This is a genomic window from Pseudomonas sp. FW305-7 (assembly GCF_058786735.1).
Genome location: NZ_JBYSZA010000001.1, coordinates 525780 through 542485 on the forward strand (window position 1 = coordinate 525780; position 16706 = coordinate 542485).

Sequence of the window (16706 nt, forward strand, 5' to 3'; positions counted from 1 at the left end):
TCCTCTAGTCCATCAATCCCCACTCACCCGAGGAGGATGGCGGCAACCCGGGGCCGGCATCGTCATGCAATTTCAAACGCAACCGCAGGTTGTTTACCGAGTCCGCATGTTTGAGCGCCTCTTCCTCACTGATCACTTTCTCCACCACCAGCGCAAACAGTGCGGCATCAAACGTCTGCATGCCGAGCTCGGCAGACTTCTCCATGATGCCCTTCAACTCGGTGAATTCGTTTCGACGAATCAGATCCGTCACTGTCGGTGTACCCAGCATGACCTCGACCGCAGCCCTGCGCTGTCCGTCCAGCGTGCGCACCAACCGCTGTGAGACAAAGGCCCTCAGGTTGTTGCCCAGCGCATGCAACAACTGCGGGCGACGCTCTTCGGTGAACATGTTGGTGATCCGGTCCAGCGCCTGATTGGCGTTATTTGCATGCAGGGTTGAAAGCACCAGATGCCCGGTCTCGGCAAACGCCAGCGCATGCTCCATGGTTTCGCGGTCACGAATTTCGCCGATCAGCACCACGTCCGGCGCCTGGCGCAGGGTGTTTTTCAATGCGGCGTGAAAACTGCGGGTGTCGACGCCGACTTCTCGCTGGTTGATGATTGAGCGTTGATGCCGGTGGATGTACTCGATCGGGTCTTCGATGGTGACGATGTGCCCGCTACTATGGCGATTGCGGTGGTCGATAAGCGCTGCCAATGACGTCGACTTACCGGAATCGGTGGCGCCGACAAACAGGATCAGGCCCTGTTTGAGCATCACGTTTTCAAGCAGTATGGCCGGCAACTTCAAATCTTCGAAACGCGGGATGTCGAGTTTGACGTTACGGATCACGATCGACACATCATTGCGCTGTTTGAAAATGTTGACCCGGAAGCGGCCAATCCCGGTACGCGAGATCGCCAGGTTCATTTCCAGATCCCGGTCGAACTCCCGGCGCTGCTCGGCGTCCATCAGTGAGGTGGCGACAGTCGCCACCTCGCCGGGTTTGAAGGGTTGCTCGCTTAGCGGCGTGAGCACGCCGTCGAACCTTGCACTGGGTGGCGCGCCCGTGGACAGAAACAGGTCCGAACCGTGCCGGCTTGCCAGTTGTTTAAGCAGTGCGTCGATTTCCATGACAAAAAGCACCCGTGAAGCTTGCAATGAACAGAGAGGGCCCGCGCCGTGACGCAAAGGGCCAAACCGCGTCTACCGAACTAGGATAGTAGACGCCGTCTCACCGACTGATGCTCAGGACTGATGTAATGAACGCTGTACCGACCACTGACGATGCCCAAGTATTGATCGCCCGAACGGATTGGAGTCGTACTCCGTTGGGCGCGTCTGGCACCTGGCCGCAGAGCTTGCGAACCGCGGTGGACATCGTGATTCACTCGCCGATGCCGATGTTGCTGCTGTGGGGTGCGGAGCTGACGCAGATCTACAACAACGGCTTTGCCCTGCTCGCCGGGAGCAAGCATCCGCACGCTTTCGGACAACCTGCGCACCAGATATGGCCAGAACTTCGAGACTTTACTGACCCGATTTACAGCGCCGTCCTACAAGGCCAGGTGCGCACCTACAGTGAGCGGCGTTTCACCTTGCAGCGTGAGGGCAAGGAATCGGATTTCTGGCTTGATCTGACTTACAGTCCGATCCGCGATGAGAGCGCGCAAGTGGCCGGGATTCTGGTGACCGCCATCGAAACCAACGAGCGCCGGCGCATCGCGCTGGAACTGCAACAGCGCTCCGATGACAGCCTCAAGGCCCAGCGCGAAACCGAAGAGCGCCTGCAACTGGCGCTTGCCGCAACTGATGCAGTCGGCACCTGGGACTGGGACATCGGCGAAGATCGCTTCATTGCCGACGCCCATTTCGCCCAGTTGCACGGCATCGATCCGGCGCGCGCCGCGCAGTTGCCCATCAGCGATTACCTGCACGGCGTGCATCCCGAAGACCGCGCGTTGGTCGCCCGCAGCATCAAGCATTGCATCACTCACGGCACTGAATATGCGGAGGAATACCGCTTGTTGCTGCCTGGTGGCGAACAGCGTTGGGTGTTTGCCCGCGGGCGCTGCTACAAGGATCACCATGGCCGCCCGATGCGCTTCCTCGGTGCCGCGCTGGACCTGACCGAACGCAAACATACCGAACAGGCGTTGCGCCAAAGCCAGACCGAGCTGCAGTTGATCATCAACGCCATGCCGATCCTGATCAGTTACGTCGACCACGAAGAACGTTTTCGCCTGAACAACGCGGCGTATCTCGACTGGTACGGGCTGACTCCGCAGGAGTTGTACGGCCGCACGATTCGCGAAGTGATCGGCGAAGAGGCCTATTTTCTGCGCGCAGCGTATATCGCCGAAGCGCTGGCTGGCCGCCCCTGCTCGTTCAGCCTCTATACCCATCACCGTGACGGCAGCGCCCGGCATGCGCTGATGAATTACTTGCCGCGTCACGGCCCCGATGGCGCGGTCAACGGTTTCTACATTTTCGTGATCGACGAAACCGAACGTAAAAAGACCGAAGAAGCACTGCGCAATCTCAACGAGACCCTTGAGGAGCGAGTCAGTGCCCGCACGGATCAACTGGCGCAGGCCAATCAACGTTTGCAGAACGAGATGTTCGAGCGTGAGCGCGCCGAAGATGCGTTGCGCCATGCGCAGAAGATGGAAGCGGTCGGCCAGCTCACTGGCGGCATCGCCCATGACTTCAACAACATGCTCACCGGGATCATCGGCAGCCTCGACCTGATGCAACGCTATATCGCCAATGGTCGGGCCGACGAGATCGGCCGTTTCACCGAAGCAGCGGTGTCCTCGGCCAACCGTGCAGCCGCCCTCACTCACCGTTTACTGGCGTTTTCGCGGCGCCAGTCGCTGGATCGCAAGACCCTGAACGTCAACGAGCTGATCCATTCGCTGGAGGATCTGATCCGTCGCACCAAGGGCGATCCTATCGAACTCACCTTGCGTCTGGCGGAAGACGTGTGGCCGGTCAGCACCGATGTCAGCCAACTGGAAAATGCCCTGCTCAATCTGGTGATCAACGCCCGCGACGCCATGCCCGAGGGCGGTGAGCTGCTGATCGAGACGGCCAACGTCTATCTCGATGGCAGTGACCTTACGACGCTGGAACCGGTCAAGGCTGGCGACTACTTGATGTTGGCGGTCAGCGACAACGGCACCGGCATGACGCCTTCGGTGCGCTCCAAGGCCTTCGATCCGTTTTTCACCACCAAACCCATCGGCCAGGGCACCGGCCTCGGGTTGTCGATGATTTATGGTTTTGCCCAGCAATCCGGCGGCCATGTCAGCCTCGACAGTTTGCCGGGCCAGGGCACTTGCGTGCGCCTGTACTTGCCGCGTTTGCATGGCATCGAGCCTGAATGCCCGTCTGTCGAGCCGATCGAGCAGACGTCGCCCACTGCAACGGGTGAAACCGTGGTGGTGGTCGAAGATGACCCGGCGGTGCGCATGCTGGTCACCGATCTGTTGAAGAGCCTGGGTTACCAGGCTCATGAAGCGGAAGACGCCAAGACCGCCCTGCCGCTGCTGGAGTCGGATTTGCGCGTGGATCTGCTGGTCACCGACGTTGGCCTGCCGGGCATGAATGGTCGGCAACTGGCAGAGATCGCCCGCCAGCGTCGCCCGACCCTCAAAGTGCTGTTCATGACCGGGTATGCGCAGAAAGCCGCCGAACGTCAGGGCTTCCTGGAGGACGGCATGGACATGGTGGCCAAACCGTTTTCGATTGAACTGCTGGCCAGCAAGATCCGCACGATGATCAGCCAAACGCCTTGAGTTGAGGCATAATCCGCGCCCCGCCGTCACCCCGTTATCAGGTACCGCAAGATGAAAGCCCAAGCCCGCCACATTCTGGTGAAAACCGCCGAAGAGGCCGAACAGCTCAAACAACGCATTGCCAAGGGCGAAGCGTTTGATGTGCTGGCGAAGAAATACTCGACCTGCCCGTCCGGCAAGCGCGGCGGTGATCTGGGTGAAGTGCGGCCGGGGCAGATGGTCGGTGCGATTGATGCGGTGATCTTCAAGAAGCCCTTGCGCACGGTGCATGGGCCGATCAAGAGCAAGTTTGGTTATCACCTGGTGCAGGTGTTTTACCGGGATTAGGGTTGTCTTTAGGGCCCCATCGCGGGCAAGCCCGCTCCCACAGGAGAACGTATTCCAATGTGGGAGCGAGCCTGCTCGCGAACCGATTGCGCAGCAAGCGGCCATTCACCGCCTATTTCGGAATCAATGCCCCCGGCACTTGAATCACCCGACTGGCCAACTGATGCCCTGCCTCTGCCGCCTCGGCCGGACTGCCACCCATCAGACGGCTGGCCAGATACGCCGCACTGAACGAGTCCCCCGCCGCCGTGGTGTCCACCACCTTTTCAACCTTCTGCGCCGGCACTTCAAACGCTTCGCCATCACAGCGGATCAGGCATGCTTCGGCGCCGCGCTTGAGCACCACTTCCGGCGTGCCGATCTGCGCGTAAGCCTCGAATACCGCAGCGCAATCGGCAAAACCGAACAGTGCCTGCTCGTCATCCACCGTCAATAACGCCAGGTCTGTGTGCGGAAGAACGCTGCGGTAAGCCGCCCGTGCCTCTTCCGGTGACGCCCACAAACGGGGCCGGTAGTTGTTGTCGAAGACGATCCGCGCATCGCGTTGGCGGGCTTCGATCAGGGTCTGGATCAAACGGTCCCGGCCCTGGGCACCAAGAACGGCCAGGGTGATGCCGCTGAAATACAGCACATCGTAATCCGCCAGCGCGGCCAGAATCGGTTCGGCGGCCGGCGTGGTGAAGCAATCGCGCACGGCAGCTTCGTTGCGCCAGTAGAGAAAACGCCGTTCGCCATTGGCATCGGTCTGGATGCAATACAGGCCGGGCAGCCGCCCGGGCAGGCGTTGCACCCTTTGCAGGCCGATGCCTTCGTCGGCCCAACTGGCGCACATGGCGTCGCTGAAACTGTCATCGCCCAGCGCCGTGACGTAGTCGACCTGAGCCTTGTCGCCCAAGGCGCGGGACAGGTAGACGGCGGTGTTGAGGGTATCGCCGCCGAAGCTTTGCTGCAGGCTGCCGTCGGCACGCTGCTGGAGTTCGATCATGCATTCGCCGATCAGGGCGATGCGCGGGGTGTTGGGGCCCAATGGGCTCAGGCTGGTCATCTTGTGGTGTCTCTGGTTGATCGATGGTGTCTGGTCTGGCCTCGTCGCTGGCAAGCCAGCTCCCACAGGGTTTTCGGTCGTTCACAAATGTTGTGTACACCAAAAAACTGTGGGAGCTGGCTTGCCAGCGATGGCCGTTACACGGTTTCGAGACTTAGAAACAGGTTTCCATGCTTTCGATCACCGACAACTGCTCGTCCACCAGCAATCCCACACGCCACTTGTCGAAGGTCAGGCACGGGTGCGAAGTGCCGAAGGAAATGATGTCGCCCACGCGCAGTTCAACCCCCGGCGCTACGGTCATGAATGCATGCTGATCCATCACCGCCGTGACCTTGCACGCACCGACATCCTCGCCCACCGCTGGCACCACTGCGGCTTTGTAACGCAACAACGGCACCGGCAGACCGGCATCGAAGGCGACATCACGCTTGCCCAGGGCAATCACCGCAAACCCAGGCTCGGGAAGCGATTGCACGTGCGCCCAGACTTCCAGCGCCGGACGCAGGCCTTCGTGCAGATCGCTGCGACGGTCGAGCACGCAGCATTGCGCTTCTTTGTAGATACCATGGTCGTGCGCCACGTAACTGCCCGGACGCAACACGCTGAGGAAGCGGCCACCGGCATTCTGCGCTTCGAACGATTCGGCAATCAGGTCGTACCACGCCGAACCGGAAGCCGTGATGATCGGTTTGGCGATGGCAAACGCGCCGCTGTCCTGCAACTGCACGGCCAGACGCACCAGTGACGCGGCGAATTCGCGGATGCCGCTGACCGCGTGATCACCATGAATCACGCCTTCATAACCTTCGATACCGGTCAGGGCCAGCGCCGGTTGCGCGTTGATCGCCTTGGCCAACTCGATGACTTCCTGCTCGCTGCGGCAACCGCAACGGCCGCCGACTACGCCGTACTCGATCATCACGTTGAGCTTCACGCCGCGCGAGGCGAAGTAAGCGCCAAGATCGGCGACGTTGTCCGGGTGATCGACCATGCAATAGAAATCAAACGTCGGGTCGGCGAGCAGATCGGCAATCAGCGCCATATTCGGTGTGCCAACCAGTTGGTTGGCCATCAGCACCCGCCGTACACCGTGGGCGTAAGCAGCGCGGGTCTGGGTGGCGCTGGCGAGGGTGATGCCCCACGCGCCGGCGTCGAGCTGACGCTTGAACAGTGCCGGGGTCATGCTGGTCTTGCCGTGAGGCGCGAGTTCGGCGCCGCTGTCGCTGACGAACTTCTGCATCCAGCGAATGTTGTGCTCCAGTGCTTCGCGGTGCAGCACCAGCGCCGGCAGGCTGACGTCACGCACCAGGTGCGCGCCGATGGCGGCGTCGCCCTTTTCCACAGCAGTATTGATGGCAGTCGTCATGGTCAAACTCCTCGCGTTCATTCGCGGCCGCAGGCAGTCGCGATTATTCGTTGATCCGCCGGGCGAGGCTGTTGGCGCTCTCGATCAGTACCCGGCGATAGTCGTTGTAATTGTTCTTCGCATCGGCCCGTGGAGCGACGATGCACAGGGTGCAGATGGCCACGCCGTAAAGGTCTTTGACCGGGGCGGCGAAGCAATGAGTGAAGGTGTCGGCGACGCTGTCGAAAGAAAAGAATCCGTCGATGCCGGCCTGACGGATTTCCGCCAGAAAGCGTTCCAGCGGCAAACGTTCGCCGTCGGGCAGGATGTAGTCGTCTTCGTCGATCAGGTCGATGATCTGCTGGTCGCTCAAATGCGCCAGCAACAGGCGCCCGGAGGCGGTCCACGGGATCGGCGCGTTTTCGCCGATGTCGGAAGAAATGCGGAAATGCCGTTCGCCCTCCTTCATCAACGCCACCGTGTATTTGCGCCCGTTGAGCAGGCACATCTGCGCGGTCTCGCGGGTCTGGCTGACGATCTCCTGCAAAGCGTGATCGGCCTCGCGACTGAGGTCGAAATGACGCAAATGCGCCTGCCCGAGGAAATACAACTGACGGCCGAGATAGACGTGACCGTCCTTGCCCACCGGTTCCAGAATCCGCCGTTCCAGCAAGGAAGCGACCAGTTCGTAGACCGTGGATTTCGGGCTGCCGATACCGTTGGCGATGTCGTTGGGACGCAGCGGCTGGCCGATTTCCTTGAGGAAATCGAGGATATCGAACGCCCGGTCCAGACCACGGGCCCGGCGCTTGATGGTGTCTTCGGTCATGTCAGTGGTTCCCATAAAAGTTGCCGGGATGGTAACGGGCTCTTGAAGTTGTGTCAGTTGGATCGTCACCCTCACCCCCCGCCCTCTCCCAGGGGGAGAGGGAGCCTGACCGTATCGATGCATGACTAGCTGACAAACGCTGGAGTCTGCATCGATAGAGATCAGTCCCCTCTCCCTCCGGGAGAGGGTTAGGGTGAGGGAGAGCCTTTGACTCAAGCCTTCTTCTTGTACGCAATGCAATCAATCTCGACCTTGCAGTCGACCATCATGCTCGCCTGCACACAGGCCCGCGCCGGGGCATGTTCCGGTTTGAAGTATTCGCCAAACACCTTGTTGAAGCTGCTGAAATCCCGCGGATCATCCAGCCACACTCCGGCACGCACCACGTCTTCCAGGCCATAACCGGCCTCTTCGAGAATCGCGATGAGGTTCTTCATGGTCTGGTGGGTCTGCTCGACGATGCCGCCAATAATGATCTCGCCATCCACCGCCGGCACCTGCCCGGACACATGCAGCCAGCCATCCGCTTCAACAGCGCGGGCGAAAGGACGTGGCTGACCACCAGCGGCGGTGCTGCCGGTGCCGTAACGCGTAATGCTCATGGGTATTTCTCCTGATTACAAAACGAAAATTTAAAACCGCGTGCTTTTCAGAAACTCAGCCAGACGCGGCGATTGCGGGCGCTCGAACAGTTCCTTGGGAGGCCCCTGCTCTTCGATGCGCCCCTGATTCATGAAAACGATCTTGTCCGAAACCTCGAAGGCGAAACGCATTTCGTGGGTCACCAGCAGCATGGTCATGCCGTCTTCGGCGAGGCCCTTGATCACGTTGAGCACTTCGCCGACCAGTTCCGGGTCGAGGGCTGAGGTCACTTCGTCGAACAGCATCAGGCTCGGGTTCATCGCAATCGCCCGGGCAATCGCCACGCGCTGTTGCTGACCACCGGACAACTGACCGGGAAAATGATTACGGCGTTCCAGCAGACCAACCCGCTCCAGCCATTTCTCGGCCAGTACCACGGCTTCGTCCTTGTGCATTTTCTTCACCTTGAGCAGGCCCAACGTGACGTTCTGCAACGCCGTCAAATGCGGGAACAGGTTGAATTGCTGAAACGCCATGCCGGTCATCGCACGATGGCGGGCGATGACTTTTTCGCCATGGCGTACGCGTTTGCCGTTGACCTCGTCGTAGCCGATGGACTCGCCGTCGAGCAGGATCTGCCCGCCCTGGAACTCTTCAAGCATGTTCACGCAGCGCAACAGCGTGGTCTTGCCGGAGCCACTGGAACCGATCAGCGTCACCACGTTGCCGCGTTGCATGCTGAGGTCGACGCCTTTGAGTACTTCGACCGCGCCGTACTGTTTGTGCAGGCCACGAATGTCCAGCAGTGGCTGGCCGTTTGGAACGTTGGAAACTTGAGCTTCAGTCATGGCAAGGCCACCCGCTTTTCAATGTGCCGGCCGAGTAACTCGATGCCGTAGTTGATGACGAAGAACAGAAAACCGGCGAACAGATAGAACTCCAAGGTCATGAAGGTTCGGGCGATGATCTGTTGGGTGCTGAGGAGCAATTCGGCGACGCCGATCACCGAAAGCAAGGTCGAGGCCTTGACGATCTCGGTGGACGAGTTGACCCACGTTGGCAGGATCTGCCGCAGTGCCTGAGGCAACAGCACGTAGCCAAGGGATTGATAAAACGTCAGGCCGATGGCCTTGCTGGCCTCCATTTGCCCACGAGGCAAGGCTTGCAGTGCACCGCGAACGATCTCGGCAACGTGCGAGCCACAGAACAACGTCAGGCCCAGGGCGCCGGCCTGAAACGCGCTGATCTGCCAACCCAGCGCCGGCGCCATATAGAAGCACGCGAGCACCAGTACAAACACCGGGGTGCCGCGAATCAGGTCAACGTAAAAGCGAAACGGCGCGCGCATCCAGAACCTGCCGTAGGTCAGCACCAGGCCGGTGACGACACCGAGCAGCGTGCCGAACAGAATTGCCAGCGCCGACACCTGCACACTGGTCAAAAAACCTTGCAGCAGCGTTTCCCGCGCCACCCACAACTCATGCAACCAACTAGGTGATTGGTACATCGCAGCCTCCTATCGGCGGATCGCCAGTCGCTGCTCGAGGTAACGCAGCAGCATGGCAATGAGGTAACAGGCCGCGACATAGAGCGCCGTGGTCACCAGCCAGGTTTCGATCACCCGGTAGCTCTCGACATTGATCTTGCGCGCGTAATAGGTCAGCTCCGGCACCGCAATCGCGGCCGCCAGCGAGGTGTCCTTGAACAGCGAAATGAAGTTGTTCGACAACGCCGGCAACACATTGCGCAGCATCACCGGCACGGTGACGTAGGCCTTGACCTGCCACTCGCCCAGACCAATCGCCAACCCGGCTTCGCGCTGGCCCTTGGGAATGCTGAGCAAACCGCCACGAAACACCTCCGTCAGGTACGCCCCGGCATACAGCGACAGGGTGATGATGAACGACGGAATCTTGTCCAGCCGGATCCCCAGGCTCGGCAACGCAAAGTAGATCAACAGAATCAACACCAGAATCGGCGTGTTACGGATCACCGTGACGTACACCGAGGCCAGCACCCGCAGGGCGCGATGCTTTGACAGCAAGGCAAACGCCATCAGCAGGCCGATCACGCAGCCGATGGCGATCGACACCAGCGCCAGTTCAAGACCCAGACCGAGCCCCGCCAGCAAGGTGTCGAAATCGCGCCACACGGCGGCAAAGTTCAACTGATAGTTCATGGTCAGCAGTACCTTGAGCGGGGCGATGGGCTCGCCCCACTCTCACGGGATCATTTGAATTCGACAGGGAAACCGATTGCGGGCGACGGCAGATCAACGCCGAACCACTGTTTGAACGATGCCGCATAGGTCGGGAATTCAACGCCGGTCATGGCTTCATGCAGCGCGGTGTTGACGAAGTTCAGCCAATCCTGATCGCCGCGTTTGACCGCGCAAGCGTAGGTCTGCGGGCTCCAGGCGTAAGTCGGGCTGCGGTAGCGGCCAGGGTTCTGCACCATCAGGTATTTGACCGAAGACTGGTCGGTGGCGGCGGCATCGGCACGGCCGGAGTTAACCGCCTGATACATCAGGTCGACGCTGTCGTACTGATCGACCTTGGCCTTGGGCAGTGCCTGATGCACCAGTTCTTCGGCATAGATGTTTTGCAGCACCGCTACGGTGACGCTGTCGCCGCCGGCCTGCAAATCTTCGATTTCCTTGTACTTGCTGTTGTTCGGCAGCAGTAGGCCAACGCCTTCGCGGTAGTACGGCAAGGTAAACGCGACTTGCTGGGCACGGCTGGCAGTAACAGTGATGAACTGGCAGCTCATGTCGACTTTGTCTGTCAGCAGATTGGGAATCCGCGCATCGGACGACTGCACGACAAACTCGACTTTGCTCGGGTCGTTGAACAGACCTTTGGCCACCATCCTGGCGATGTCGATATCAAACCCCTGCAACTTGCCGTCCGCGCCCTGAAAGTGCCACGGCGCATTGGTGCTGCCGGTGCCCACAATCAATTTCCCACGGGCCAGAACCGCATCGAGCTTGCTGTCGGCTGCCTGGGCCATACCCATGGCAGCGGACGAAGCCGCAAGAACAAAAACACACGCTTTGAACAACGAAGGACGGCGATGCATGGCGAGCACTCCAGGATGGTGTTTATTCCGCTATAACGGAACACGGTTTGTTACTACGGAATAGACAGCAGAAAGTGTGCCACAGGATTGATTCAAAATCCTCGGCGAATCGAAAAACCAATCAGTTCAAACGGTTAGAAAAATCCGGGAATGAAAAAGCAGCCGACACATTTCCCGGGTTCACGCTACCGAAGGCAACCCGATGGGAAGTAACGTCACATTTGTGTGCGCCTTGATGCCCGATTGAGACCACAGCCAAGTTCAAACCGGGAATCAGAGGGCGTCTGAGCAGCGACAGCCGTTCATCGGATTTACGGCTGCACCTGTCAGAGTTGACAGTTGTCGAGTGCCGGTTTTACGAGCCTACTTCGCAGGCCAAACATGGCTTGAATCCACTCCCGATAAGGATATTCGTAATGGCTAATCTCATTAAGAACGGCGATTTTTCTCAGCAAGGTGCGCATTGGACGGCGACCAATCCAGATCATGTGAAATATGTAACCGGTCATTGCATTATTGCTCAACCAGGTTCAATCAGTCAGGACGTTCCCACTGGCGCTGGCGGCGGCGGACAATTCATGCTTTTCGCCAGAGTGAAAACACTTTCTGGCCATGCTGCTCGTATCACTGTGCAGCCGCTTCCCACAGGCGAGCCAGTTCACCTTGACCTTCATGGCGGTGCGGAGTGGGACGTGCTGTCGGCGAAATTCGAGGTACAGATCTCGACAATCGCTTTCAGGGTCACACTGGAAGCCAATGATGGCGAGTTTGGTGTCCCAGGCTCTTATTTCGGCGATGTGACGCTCTCGAAACTGCTCTGACACTGAAGTCTGACAAAAGGGGTCATCGGCCAACGGTGACTCGTTTCTTCATCCTGGGTATGCATTGCCGACGTAGCGAGAAAAGGAGTTTCCAATGAATTCGACAGGCCTTCACTCAATGCTGCCGCCGACCTACCGCAAAGCCCTGAAAACCTGGCGCCCGGTGATCCTCTACTTCGCCAACGAACACTGCCCCGCGTGCGAATGGGCCGGGCCAGTGTTCCGGCAGATCGCCGAGCCTTATCGGCATCGCGCCAATATCTACATGCTCAACACCAGCGAATCGCCGCGCCATCCGCAGGTGACGGGCACGCCAACGGTGCTGTTCTACAAGGACGGCAAGCTGGTTAAAAACCTCAAAGGCATCGGCACTGAAGAAACCCTCGCACGGGATTTCGCCGAGCATATCGGCAGGACCAAAGCCCCCGCTGCGCCCCTTAAACGACTGCATGACCTGCTTTGGTTACGCCAGATACTTCGCACTCTGCGCACTGTTCCACGTGCGCGCCTGCGGGTTCTGTAATGAACGTGCCGCCTGAATGAACAGACTTGAAGCAGCTGTAACAACCAGACATCAACAAGGGATTGGATATGACGAATTTAATCAAGAATGGCGAGTTCACCGAAGGCGAAGATAATTGGTCAGTTACCCATCCAGAGCATGTGCGTATCAGCGACGGTGAGTGTACGATCGCTTCCCCCGGCTCCATCAGCCAGGAGGTCGCTTTTCATTCTGAAGTCGAAGAGTATGCGCTGTCCGCCAGAATGAAGACTGCGCCCGGCTTCACGACTCGCGTTTTATTGACCCTACATCCTGCTGGCGACGAGCTTGAGCTGACGCTAAAAGACGCTTCGAACTGGCAAGTGTTGACTGACTGGATCATCGCGCCACCAGGAACGACCAGAGCCACGGTCACGCTTCAGGCAGACGGAGCAACCGGAGTAGCCGCCTCGCAATTTGGCAGTCTGGTGCTTCTGAGTCTAAACAAGAAAAAGCCGAAAAACGTACCGGCCTGAATTGTCGCGTGGTGGCGATCTCTTTTTGGTGGTCGAGCACATGGACTGTGTTGCCAGCGTCTCCAAACAAGCGCATTCGCGTTCAGGCTCGCTCCCGCATTGGAATGCATTTCCCTGTGGCAGCGAGCCTGCTCGCGAAGAGCTCATAAAAGTCCATAAAAGTCGGTAAAAAGCTTCGGCATTACGCGGCCTCTCGCACCAACAACACCTGCGTCACACGACGCTCTTCAACCGCCACCACAGTCATGTACCAGCCCGCATGCTCCAGACGGTCACCTTTAATCGGCAATCGATCCAGGAGGCTCATCACCAACCCCGCGACCGTCTGATAGTCCTCGGTCGCCTCGGCACCAAATCCGGTGCGTTGACGCACTCGCGACAGATTCAACGCACCACTGACGAGAAACCCGCCCTGCGCCTCGAGCACATCCGGGCCTTCTACTTCGCTGGCATCAGGCAGCTCACCGGCAATCGACTCCAGAATGTCGGTCATGGTCAGCACGCCGACGAAGTCACCGAATTCGTTGACCACGAAAGCAATGTGGGTCGACGCCGCGCGCATCTGCTCCAGTGCGTTGAGGATCGAAAAGCTGTCGAGCAGGTTGATGGTCTTGCGTGCCAGATGCTCCAGGTTGGGCTCGGCGCCAGCCAGGTATTCCTTGAGCAACTCTTTCTTGTGCACGAAGCCCAATGGTTCATCCACCACACCGTCGCGGATCAGCGGCAGACGCGAGTAGGACGAGTGCATCAACTTCGTGCGAATCGCCTCGGCATCGTCGGCCAGATCGATGGTGTCGACGTCGGCGCGCACGGTCATCAGGCTGCGGATCGGCCGCTCGGCCAGTTGCAGCACGCCGCTGATCATCACGCGCTCACGGCGGTCGAACAGTTCGGCGCTCGGCGCGTCACCATCGTCCAGCAGATCGGAAATCTCTTCGCCGACCTCCTCCACCGCCAGCTTGCGACCGCCCAGCAAACGCATCACCGCATGGGCCGTACGTTCACGTATCGGCCGCAAGCCCTGCATCGAACGTTTGCGTCGGGCTCGGGCGATCTGGTTGAACACTTCGATCAGGATCGAGAAACCGATGGCCGCGTACAGATAGCCTTTCGGGATGTGGAAACCCAGACCTTCGGCGGTCAGGGCGAAACCGATCATCATCAAGAAGCCCAGACACAGCATGATCACTGTCGGGTGTGCGTTGACGAAACGGGTCAGCGGCTTGCTCGCGACAATCATCAGGCCAATGGAGATGATCACGGCGATCATCATCACCGCCAGTTCATCGACCATGCCCACGGCGGTAATCACCGCGTCCAGCGAGAACACCGCGTCGAGCACCACGATCTGCGCGACGATCGGCCAGAACAGCGCATAAGCGGTGTTGGTCGAGCGCTCGCCGACATGGCCTTCCAGCCGTTCGTGCAATTCCATGGTGGCTTTGAACAGCAGGAACACGCCACCGAACAGCATGATCAAGTCACGCCCGGAGAAGCTCTTGTCGAACACCTCGAACAACGGCTGCGTAAGGGTGACCAGCCAGGAAATACTCGCCAACAGGCCCAAGCGCATGATCAGCGCCAGCGACAGGCCGATGATTCGGGCTCGGTCGCGCTGATGCGGTGGCAGTTTGTCGGCAAGGATTGCAATGAACACCAGGTTGTCGATACCCAGCACCAGTTCCAGCACGATCAAGGTCAACAAGCCTAACCAGGCCGTGGGATCCGCTAACCATTCCATAAAATGTCTCTATCTCTCTTCAGTGAGTTCAGGCTGCCGGACACGGCAAAGCGCAACGCGAAGGCTGTGGAGCCGCGTTATCAACGATAGTCAGGTGTCGGAAAACTGGATGCTGCGAGTGCGTCAAGACCGCGCCGTGGCGCGAAGGGAAGGTACGACTGGGAGGCTCCAAGAGGGTGTTCATGTAGATCCTGAATGAAAAAAGGCCTTGAAGCGTACAGGCAGGAGTGACTTTTCCTACAGTGCGAAATCATTTCAAAATCTGTACGCCAGGGAACTGAGTTGTTTGTGACGACGCCTGCTCGCGAAGAGGCCTGTAAAAACAGCGCCATCAGCGGCCGGCGAAGCGCTGGCGGGACAGCGCCCGCAAATCCCCTTCAACGTAATAATCATTGGTCCAGCTGTCATCCACCGCCAACGGACTGACCTGCTTCAACGCCAGTTTTTTCGCGAAATATCGAAAGCGGTAATGCTCATAAAACCGCAACAGCTCCAGGCCATAACGATCGGCCAGATCGGTATCACCGCGAATGATCAGGTAGTTCTCGTCGTTGCCATTGCTGGCCGAAGCACTGAGGTTGTGACTGCCGCTGATGATGGTCGGGGCGTCCGTGGTGAAGTCGGTGACCACCGCTTTGGTGTGCACCAGCAAATTACCTTTCTGACCTTTCATGTTTTCACGCAGCCAGCCTTCCAGACCGGTATTCAGCAACGCGGTTGCAGCGAATTCAGCCGTTCGATCAGCATGGAACCCGGTGATGCGGCTGACCGTGTTTTGCAGGCCATAACGCAGAATGTCGTCATGTGGCTGGCCGAGCAAGGCGTTGAGGACCGCATCGGGCAACGTAAACGCCGTGACAAACAAAACGTCCTTTTTCGCCGCTCCGATAATCTCGACAAATTCGCGCAAATCAGCGCCCCCGGTACGTGGCGAGAATCCGGCGAACAGCGGCTGCGTGGCGTCCATCGGGTTGTGTTCGGTGATCCACGTACGGGTCGCGCCGACGTCCTCCGGTGTCGCCCAGACTTCTTCGAAGGTTTGCAGGTAACGACTGGCGACGGTCGCCTCATCGAGGACATGAACCACGTTGGCCTGCCGATAGACGCCATTGGCAGTGAAGTTGGTGCTTCCGCACAACACCACTTGGGGCTGGCGCTGGCCCGCCGCATCGAGCCGGCTGAGGACAATAAATTTATTGTGGAAGATGTTGTGCGTGACGCGCCCGCGCTTGCTCGACGCGGGCAGTTTGGCCAGGCTCGCTTCGTTGATTGTGGTGTCTTCGTCATCGGGGCGGGCGTGATACAGAACGCGAATCCGTACACCACGTTCGAAGGCTGCATTCACGGCGTCGACGATGGCTTGCAATTGATATTCGTAAATGGCGATGTCCAGTGCCCACTGCCCATCGACCGCGCGCTCGATAAACCCCAGCAAACGTGCGAGCAAGCCGTTCTCCAGCCATTGTCGCGCCGCATCAGGCCAGGCTTCGATGGGCATGTTTTTGTTGGCGCTGATCTGCGCATCGAGGTCGGGAAACTTGCGCTGGAACGCCTGACTGGCGGCCACGGCACGATTGAAAATCACGCTTTGATCGGCTGGATGACCGTCGTCGCTGATGACGGTCAGTTCCAGAAACTCACCCAGTTGGGGAGCATCCGGCGTGCCATAAGCGAGGTGGACGCGATAGTGAATGGTCATCCCCGGATTCACCGCGTAATCGGCCCAGCGGAATTTCTGTAGCGGAGCCTTATCGCTGGGGGTGGCGTGAAACTGCGGGAACGTGTGGGGTTTACCGGGGAAGGTCAGGCTGTTGAAGAGAAACAGCCAAGGCTTGTCGCCTTGCTGTTTTTCGATGGCGAATCCGAGCAGGCCTTTGCGCCGGGGTTCGGCCAGATCCATCGCCAGCAGCACGCCGTTGGTACCGGCGTAGGCTTTGACGCGGAAGTCGTCCTGAGGGTTCTTGACCAGAATGCGCATCGCTCACTCCTTGTGATTGCGGCTGGGGTGCAGCATAGAGCAGTGCTGCGAATTGTGGTCAACAGATCCGAATCCGAGTGGAGGCCATCGCGGGCAAGCCCGGCTCCCACAGTTCCCGAGGCGGGCACAATGCCTGGGGTCAACAGAAAAACCTGTG

16 protein-coding genes are annotated in these 16706 nt (G+C 59.1%); 5 read left to right on the top strand and 11 right to left on the bottom strand.

The window, feature by feature from the left end:
* Positions 1-4: 4 nt before the first annotated feature.
* Complete coding sequence (locus AC3WMT_RS02520) at positions 5-1117, bottom strand: PilT/PilU family type 4a pilus ATPase (protein WP_103302339.1); 1113 nt, start codon at positions 1115-1117, stop codon at positions 5-7.
* A 128-nt stretch (positions 1118-1245) separates the two neighbouring features.
* Here AC3WMT_RS02520 and AC3WMT_RS02525 point away from each other — a divergent pair, with 128 nt between their 5' ends.
* Both AC3WMT_RS02525 and AC3WMT_RS02530 read left to right on the top strand, forming a co-directional pair.
* Positions 1246-3783, top strand: a complete 2538-nt coding sequence (locus tag AC3WMT_RS02525; RefSeq protein ID WP_103302340.1) for a PAS domain-containing hybrid sensor histidine kinase/response regulator — start codon at positions 1246-1248, stop codon at positions 3781-3783.
* A gap of 51 nt (positions 3784-3834) precedes the next feature.
* Positions 3835-4110, top strand: a complete 276-nt coding sequence (locus AC3WMT_RS02530; RefSeq protein WP_025112520.1) for a peptidylprolyl isomerase — start codon at positions 3835-3837, stop codon at positions 4108-4110.
* A 112-nt stretch (positions 4111-4222) separates the two neighbouring features.
* Here the strand turns inward: AC3WMT_RS02530 and kdgK are convergent, their stop codons facing one another.
* From kdgK to AC3WMT_RS02570, 8 genes are all read right to left on the bottom strand, one after another.
* Positions 4223-5155 (bottom strand): 2-dehydro-3-deoxygluconokinase, encoded by a 933-nt coding sequence (gene kdgK / locus AC3WMT_RS02535; RefSeq protein ID WP_103302341.1) that lies wholly within the window; start codon positions 5153-5155, stop codon positions 4223-4225.
* A gap of 154 nt (positions 5156-5309) precedes the next feature.
* Positions 5310-6524, bottom strand: a complete 1215-nt coding sequence (locus AC3WMT_RS02540) for an amino acid deaminase (RefSeq protein ID WP_103302342.1) — start codon at positions 6522-6524, stop codon at positions 5310-5312.
* 43 nt (positions 6525-6567) lie between these two features.
* Positions 6568-7332, bottom strand: a complete 765-nt coding sequence (locus AC3WMT_RS02545) for an IclR family transcriptional regulator (RefSeq protein WP_103302343.1) — start codon at positions 7330-7332, stop codon at positions 6568-6570.
* Positions 7333-7544: 212 nt separating this feature from the next.
* Positions 7545-7934 carry a RidA family protein gene (locus AC3WMT_RS02550; protein ID WP_103302344.1) on the bottom strand — a complete coding sequence of 130 codons (390 nt, stop codon included), beginning with the start codon at positions 7932-7934 and terminating at the stop codon, positions 7545-7547.
* 30 nt (positions 7935-7964) lie between these two features.
* Complete coding sequence (locus tag AC3WMT_RS02555; protein WP_103302345.1) at positions 7965-8762, bottom strand: amino acid ABC transporter ATP-binding protein; 798 nt, start codon at positions 8760-8762, stop codon at positions 7965-7967.
* Positions 8759-9421 (bottom strand): amino acid ABC transporter permease, encoded by a 663-nt coding sequence (locus AC3WMT_RS02560; RefSeq protein ID WP_103302346.1) that lies wholly within the window; start codon positions 9419-9421, stop codon positions 8759-8761. Before AC3WMT_RS02560 ends, AC3WMT_RS02555 begins: the two co-directional genes overlap by 4 nt.
* Before the next feature lie 9 nt (positions 9422-9430).
* The gene (locus AC3WMT_RS02565) at positions 9431-10093 is read right to left on the bottom strand and encodes an amino acid ABC transporter permease (protein WP_059405928.1); all 663 of its coding nucleotides are present in this window, start codon (positions 10091-10093) and stop codon (positions 9431-9433) included.
* Positions 10094-10143: 50 nt separating this feature from the next.
* On the bottom strand, positions 10144-10992 hold the full coding sequence (locus AC3WMT_RS02570; RefSeq protein ID WP_103302347.1) for a transporter substrate-binding protein: 849 nt from the start codon (positions 10990-10992) through the stop codon (positions 10144-10146).
* A 416-nt stretch (positions 10993-11408) separates the two neighbouring features.
* Between AC3WMT_RS02570 and AC3WMT_RS02575 the strand changes: the two genes are divergently transcribed.
* The 3 genes from AC3WMT_RS02575 (at position 11409) to AC3WMT_RS02585 (ending at position 12830) form a co-directional block, all read left to right on the top strand.
* Entirely contained in the window at positions 11409-11813 is a 405-nt protein-coding gene (locus AC3WMT_RS02575; protein ID WP_103302348.1) for a hypothetical protein, read from the top strand.
* 94 nt (positions 11814-11907) lie between these two features.
* Complete coding sequence (locus AC3WMT_RS02580) at positions 11908-12336, top strand: thioredoxin family protein (RefSeq protein WP_103302349.1); 429 nt, start codon at positions 11908-11910, stop codon at positions 12334-12336.
* A 68-nt stretch (positions 12337-12404) separates the two neighbouring features.
* Positions 12405-12830: a hypothetical protein gene (locus AC3WMT_RS02585; RefSeq protein ID WP_103302350.1), complete on the top strand. Its 426-nt coding sequence runs from the start codon at positions 12405-12407 to the stop codon at positions 12828-12830.
* 181 nt (positions 12831-13011) lie between these two features.
* Here the strand turns inward: AC3WMT_RS02585 and AC3WMT_RS02590 are convergent, their stop codons facing one another.
* A complete protein-coding gene (locus tag AC3WMT_RS02590) occupies positions 13012-14571 on the bottom strand; it encodes a TerC family protein (RefSeq protein WP_103302351.1) in 1560 nt (519 codons plus the stop codon).
* A 331-nt stretch (positions 14572-14902) separates the two neighbouring features.
* Positions 14903-16549: a phospholipase D-like domain-containing protein gene (locus AC3WMT_RS02595; RefSeq protein WP_103302352.1), complete on the bottom strand. Its 1647-nt coding sequence runs from the start codon at positions 16547-16549 to the stop codon at positions 14903-14905.
* Between the last annotated feature and the right edge of the window lie 157 nt (positions 16550-16706).

Bases quoted from the DNA above. Each gene is read 5' to 3' on its own strand.
- AC3WMT_RS02520 (WP_103302339.1), bottom strand. From the start codon at position 1,117: ATGGAAATCGACGCACTGCTTAAACAACTGGCAAGCCGGCACGGTTCG.
- AC3WMT_RS02525 (WP_103302340.1), top strand. From the start codon at position 1,246: ATGAACGCTGTACCGACCACTGACGATGCCCAAGTATTGATCGCCCGA.
- AC3WMT_RS02530 (WP_025112520.1), top strand. From the start codon at position 3,835: ATGAAAGCCCAAGCCCGCCACATTCTGGTGAAAACCGCCGAAGAGGCC.
- kdgK (WP_103302341.1), bottom strand. From the start codon at position 5,155: ATGACCAGCCTGAGCCCATTGGGCCCCAACACCCCGCGCATCGCCCTG.
- AC3WMT_RS02540 (WP_103302342.1), bottom strand. From the start codon at position 6,524: ATGACGACTGCCATCAATACTGCTGTGGAAAAGGGCGACGCCGCCATC.
- AC3WMT_RS02545 (WP_103302343.1), bottom strand. From the start codon at position 7,332: ATGACCGAAGACACCATCAAGCGCCGGGCCCGTGGTCTGGACCGGGCG.
- AC3WMT_RS02550 (WP_103302344.1), bottom strand. From the start codon at position 7,934: ATGAGCATTACGCGTTACGGCACCGGCAGCACCGCCGCTGGTGGTCAG.
- AC3WMT_RS02555 (WP_103302345.1), bottom strand. From the start codon at position 8,762: ATGACTGAAGCTCAAGTTTCCAACGTTCCAAACGGCCAGCCACTGCTG.
- AC3WMT_RS02560 (WP_103302346.1), bottom strand. From the start codon at position 9,421: ATGTACCAATCACCTAGTTGGTTGCATGAGTTGTGGGTGGCGCGGGAA.
- AC3WMT_RS02565 (WP_059405928.1), bottom strand. From the start codon at position 10,093: ATGAACTATCAGTTGAACTTTGCCGCCGTGTGGCGCGATTTCGACACC.
- AC3WMT_RS02570 (WP_103302347.1), bottom strand. From the start codon at position 10,992: ATGCATCGCCGTCCTTCGTTGTTCAAAGCGTGTGTTTTTGTTCTTGCG.
- AC3WMT_RS02575 (WP_103302348.1), top strand. From the start codon at position 11,409: ATGGCTAATCTCATTAAGAACGGCGATTTTTCTCAGCAAGGTGCGCAT.
- AC3WMT_RS02580 (WP_103302349.1), top strand. From the start codon at position 11,908: ATGAATTCGACAGGCCTTCACTCAATGCTGCCGCCGACCTACCGCAAA.
- AC3WMT_RS02585 (WP_103302350.1), top strand. From the start codon at position 12,405: ATGACGAATTTAATCAAGAATGGCGAGTTCACCGAAGGCGAAGATAAT.
- AC3WMT_RS02590 (WP_103302351.1), bottom strand. From the start codon at position 14,571: ATGGAATGGTTAGCGGATCCCACGGCCTGGTTAGGCTTGTTGACCTTG.
- AC3WMT_RS02595 (WP_103302352.1), bottom strand. From the start codon at position 16,549: ATGCGCATTCTGGTCAAGAACCCTCAGGACGACTTCCGCGTCAAAGCC.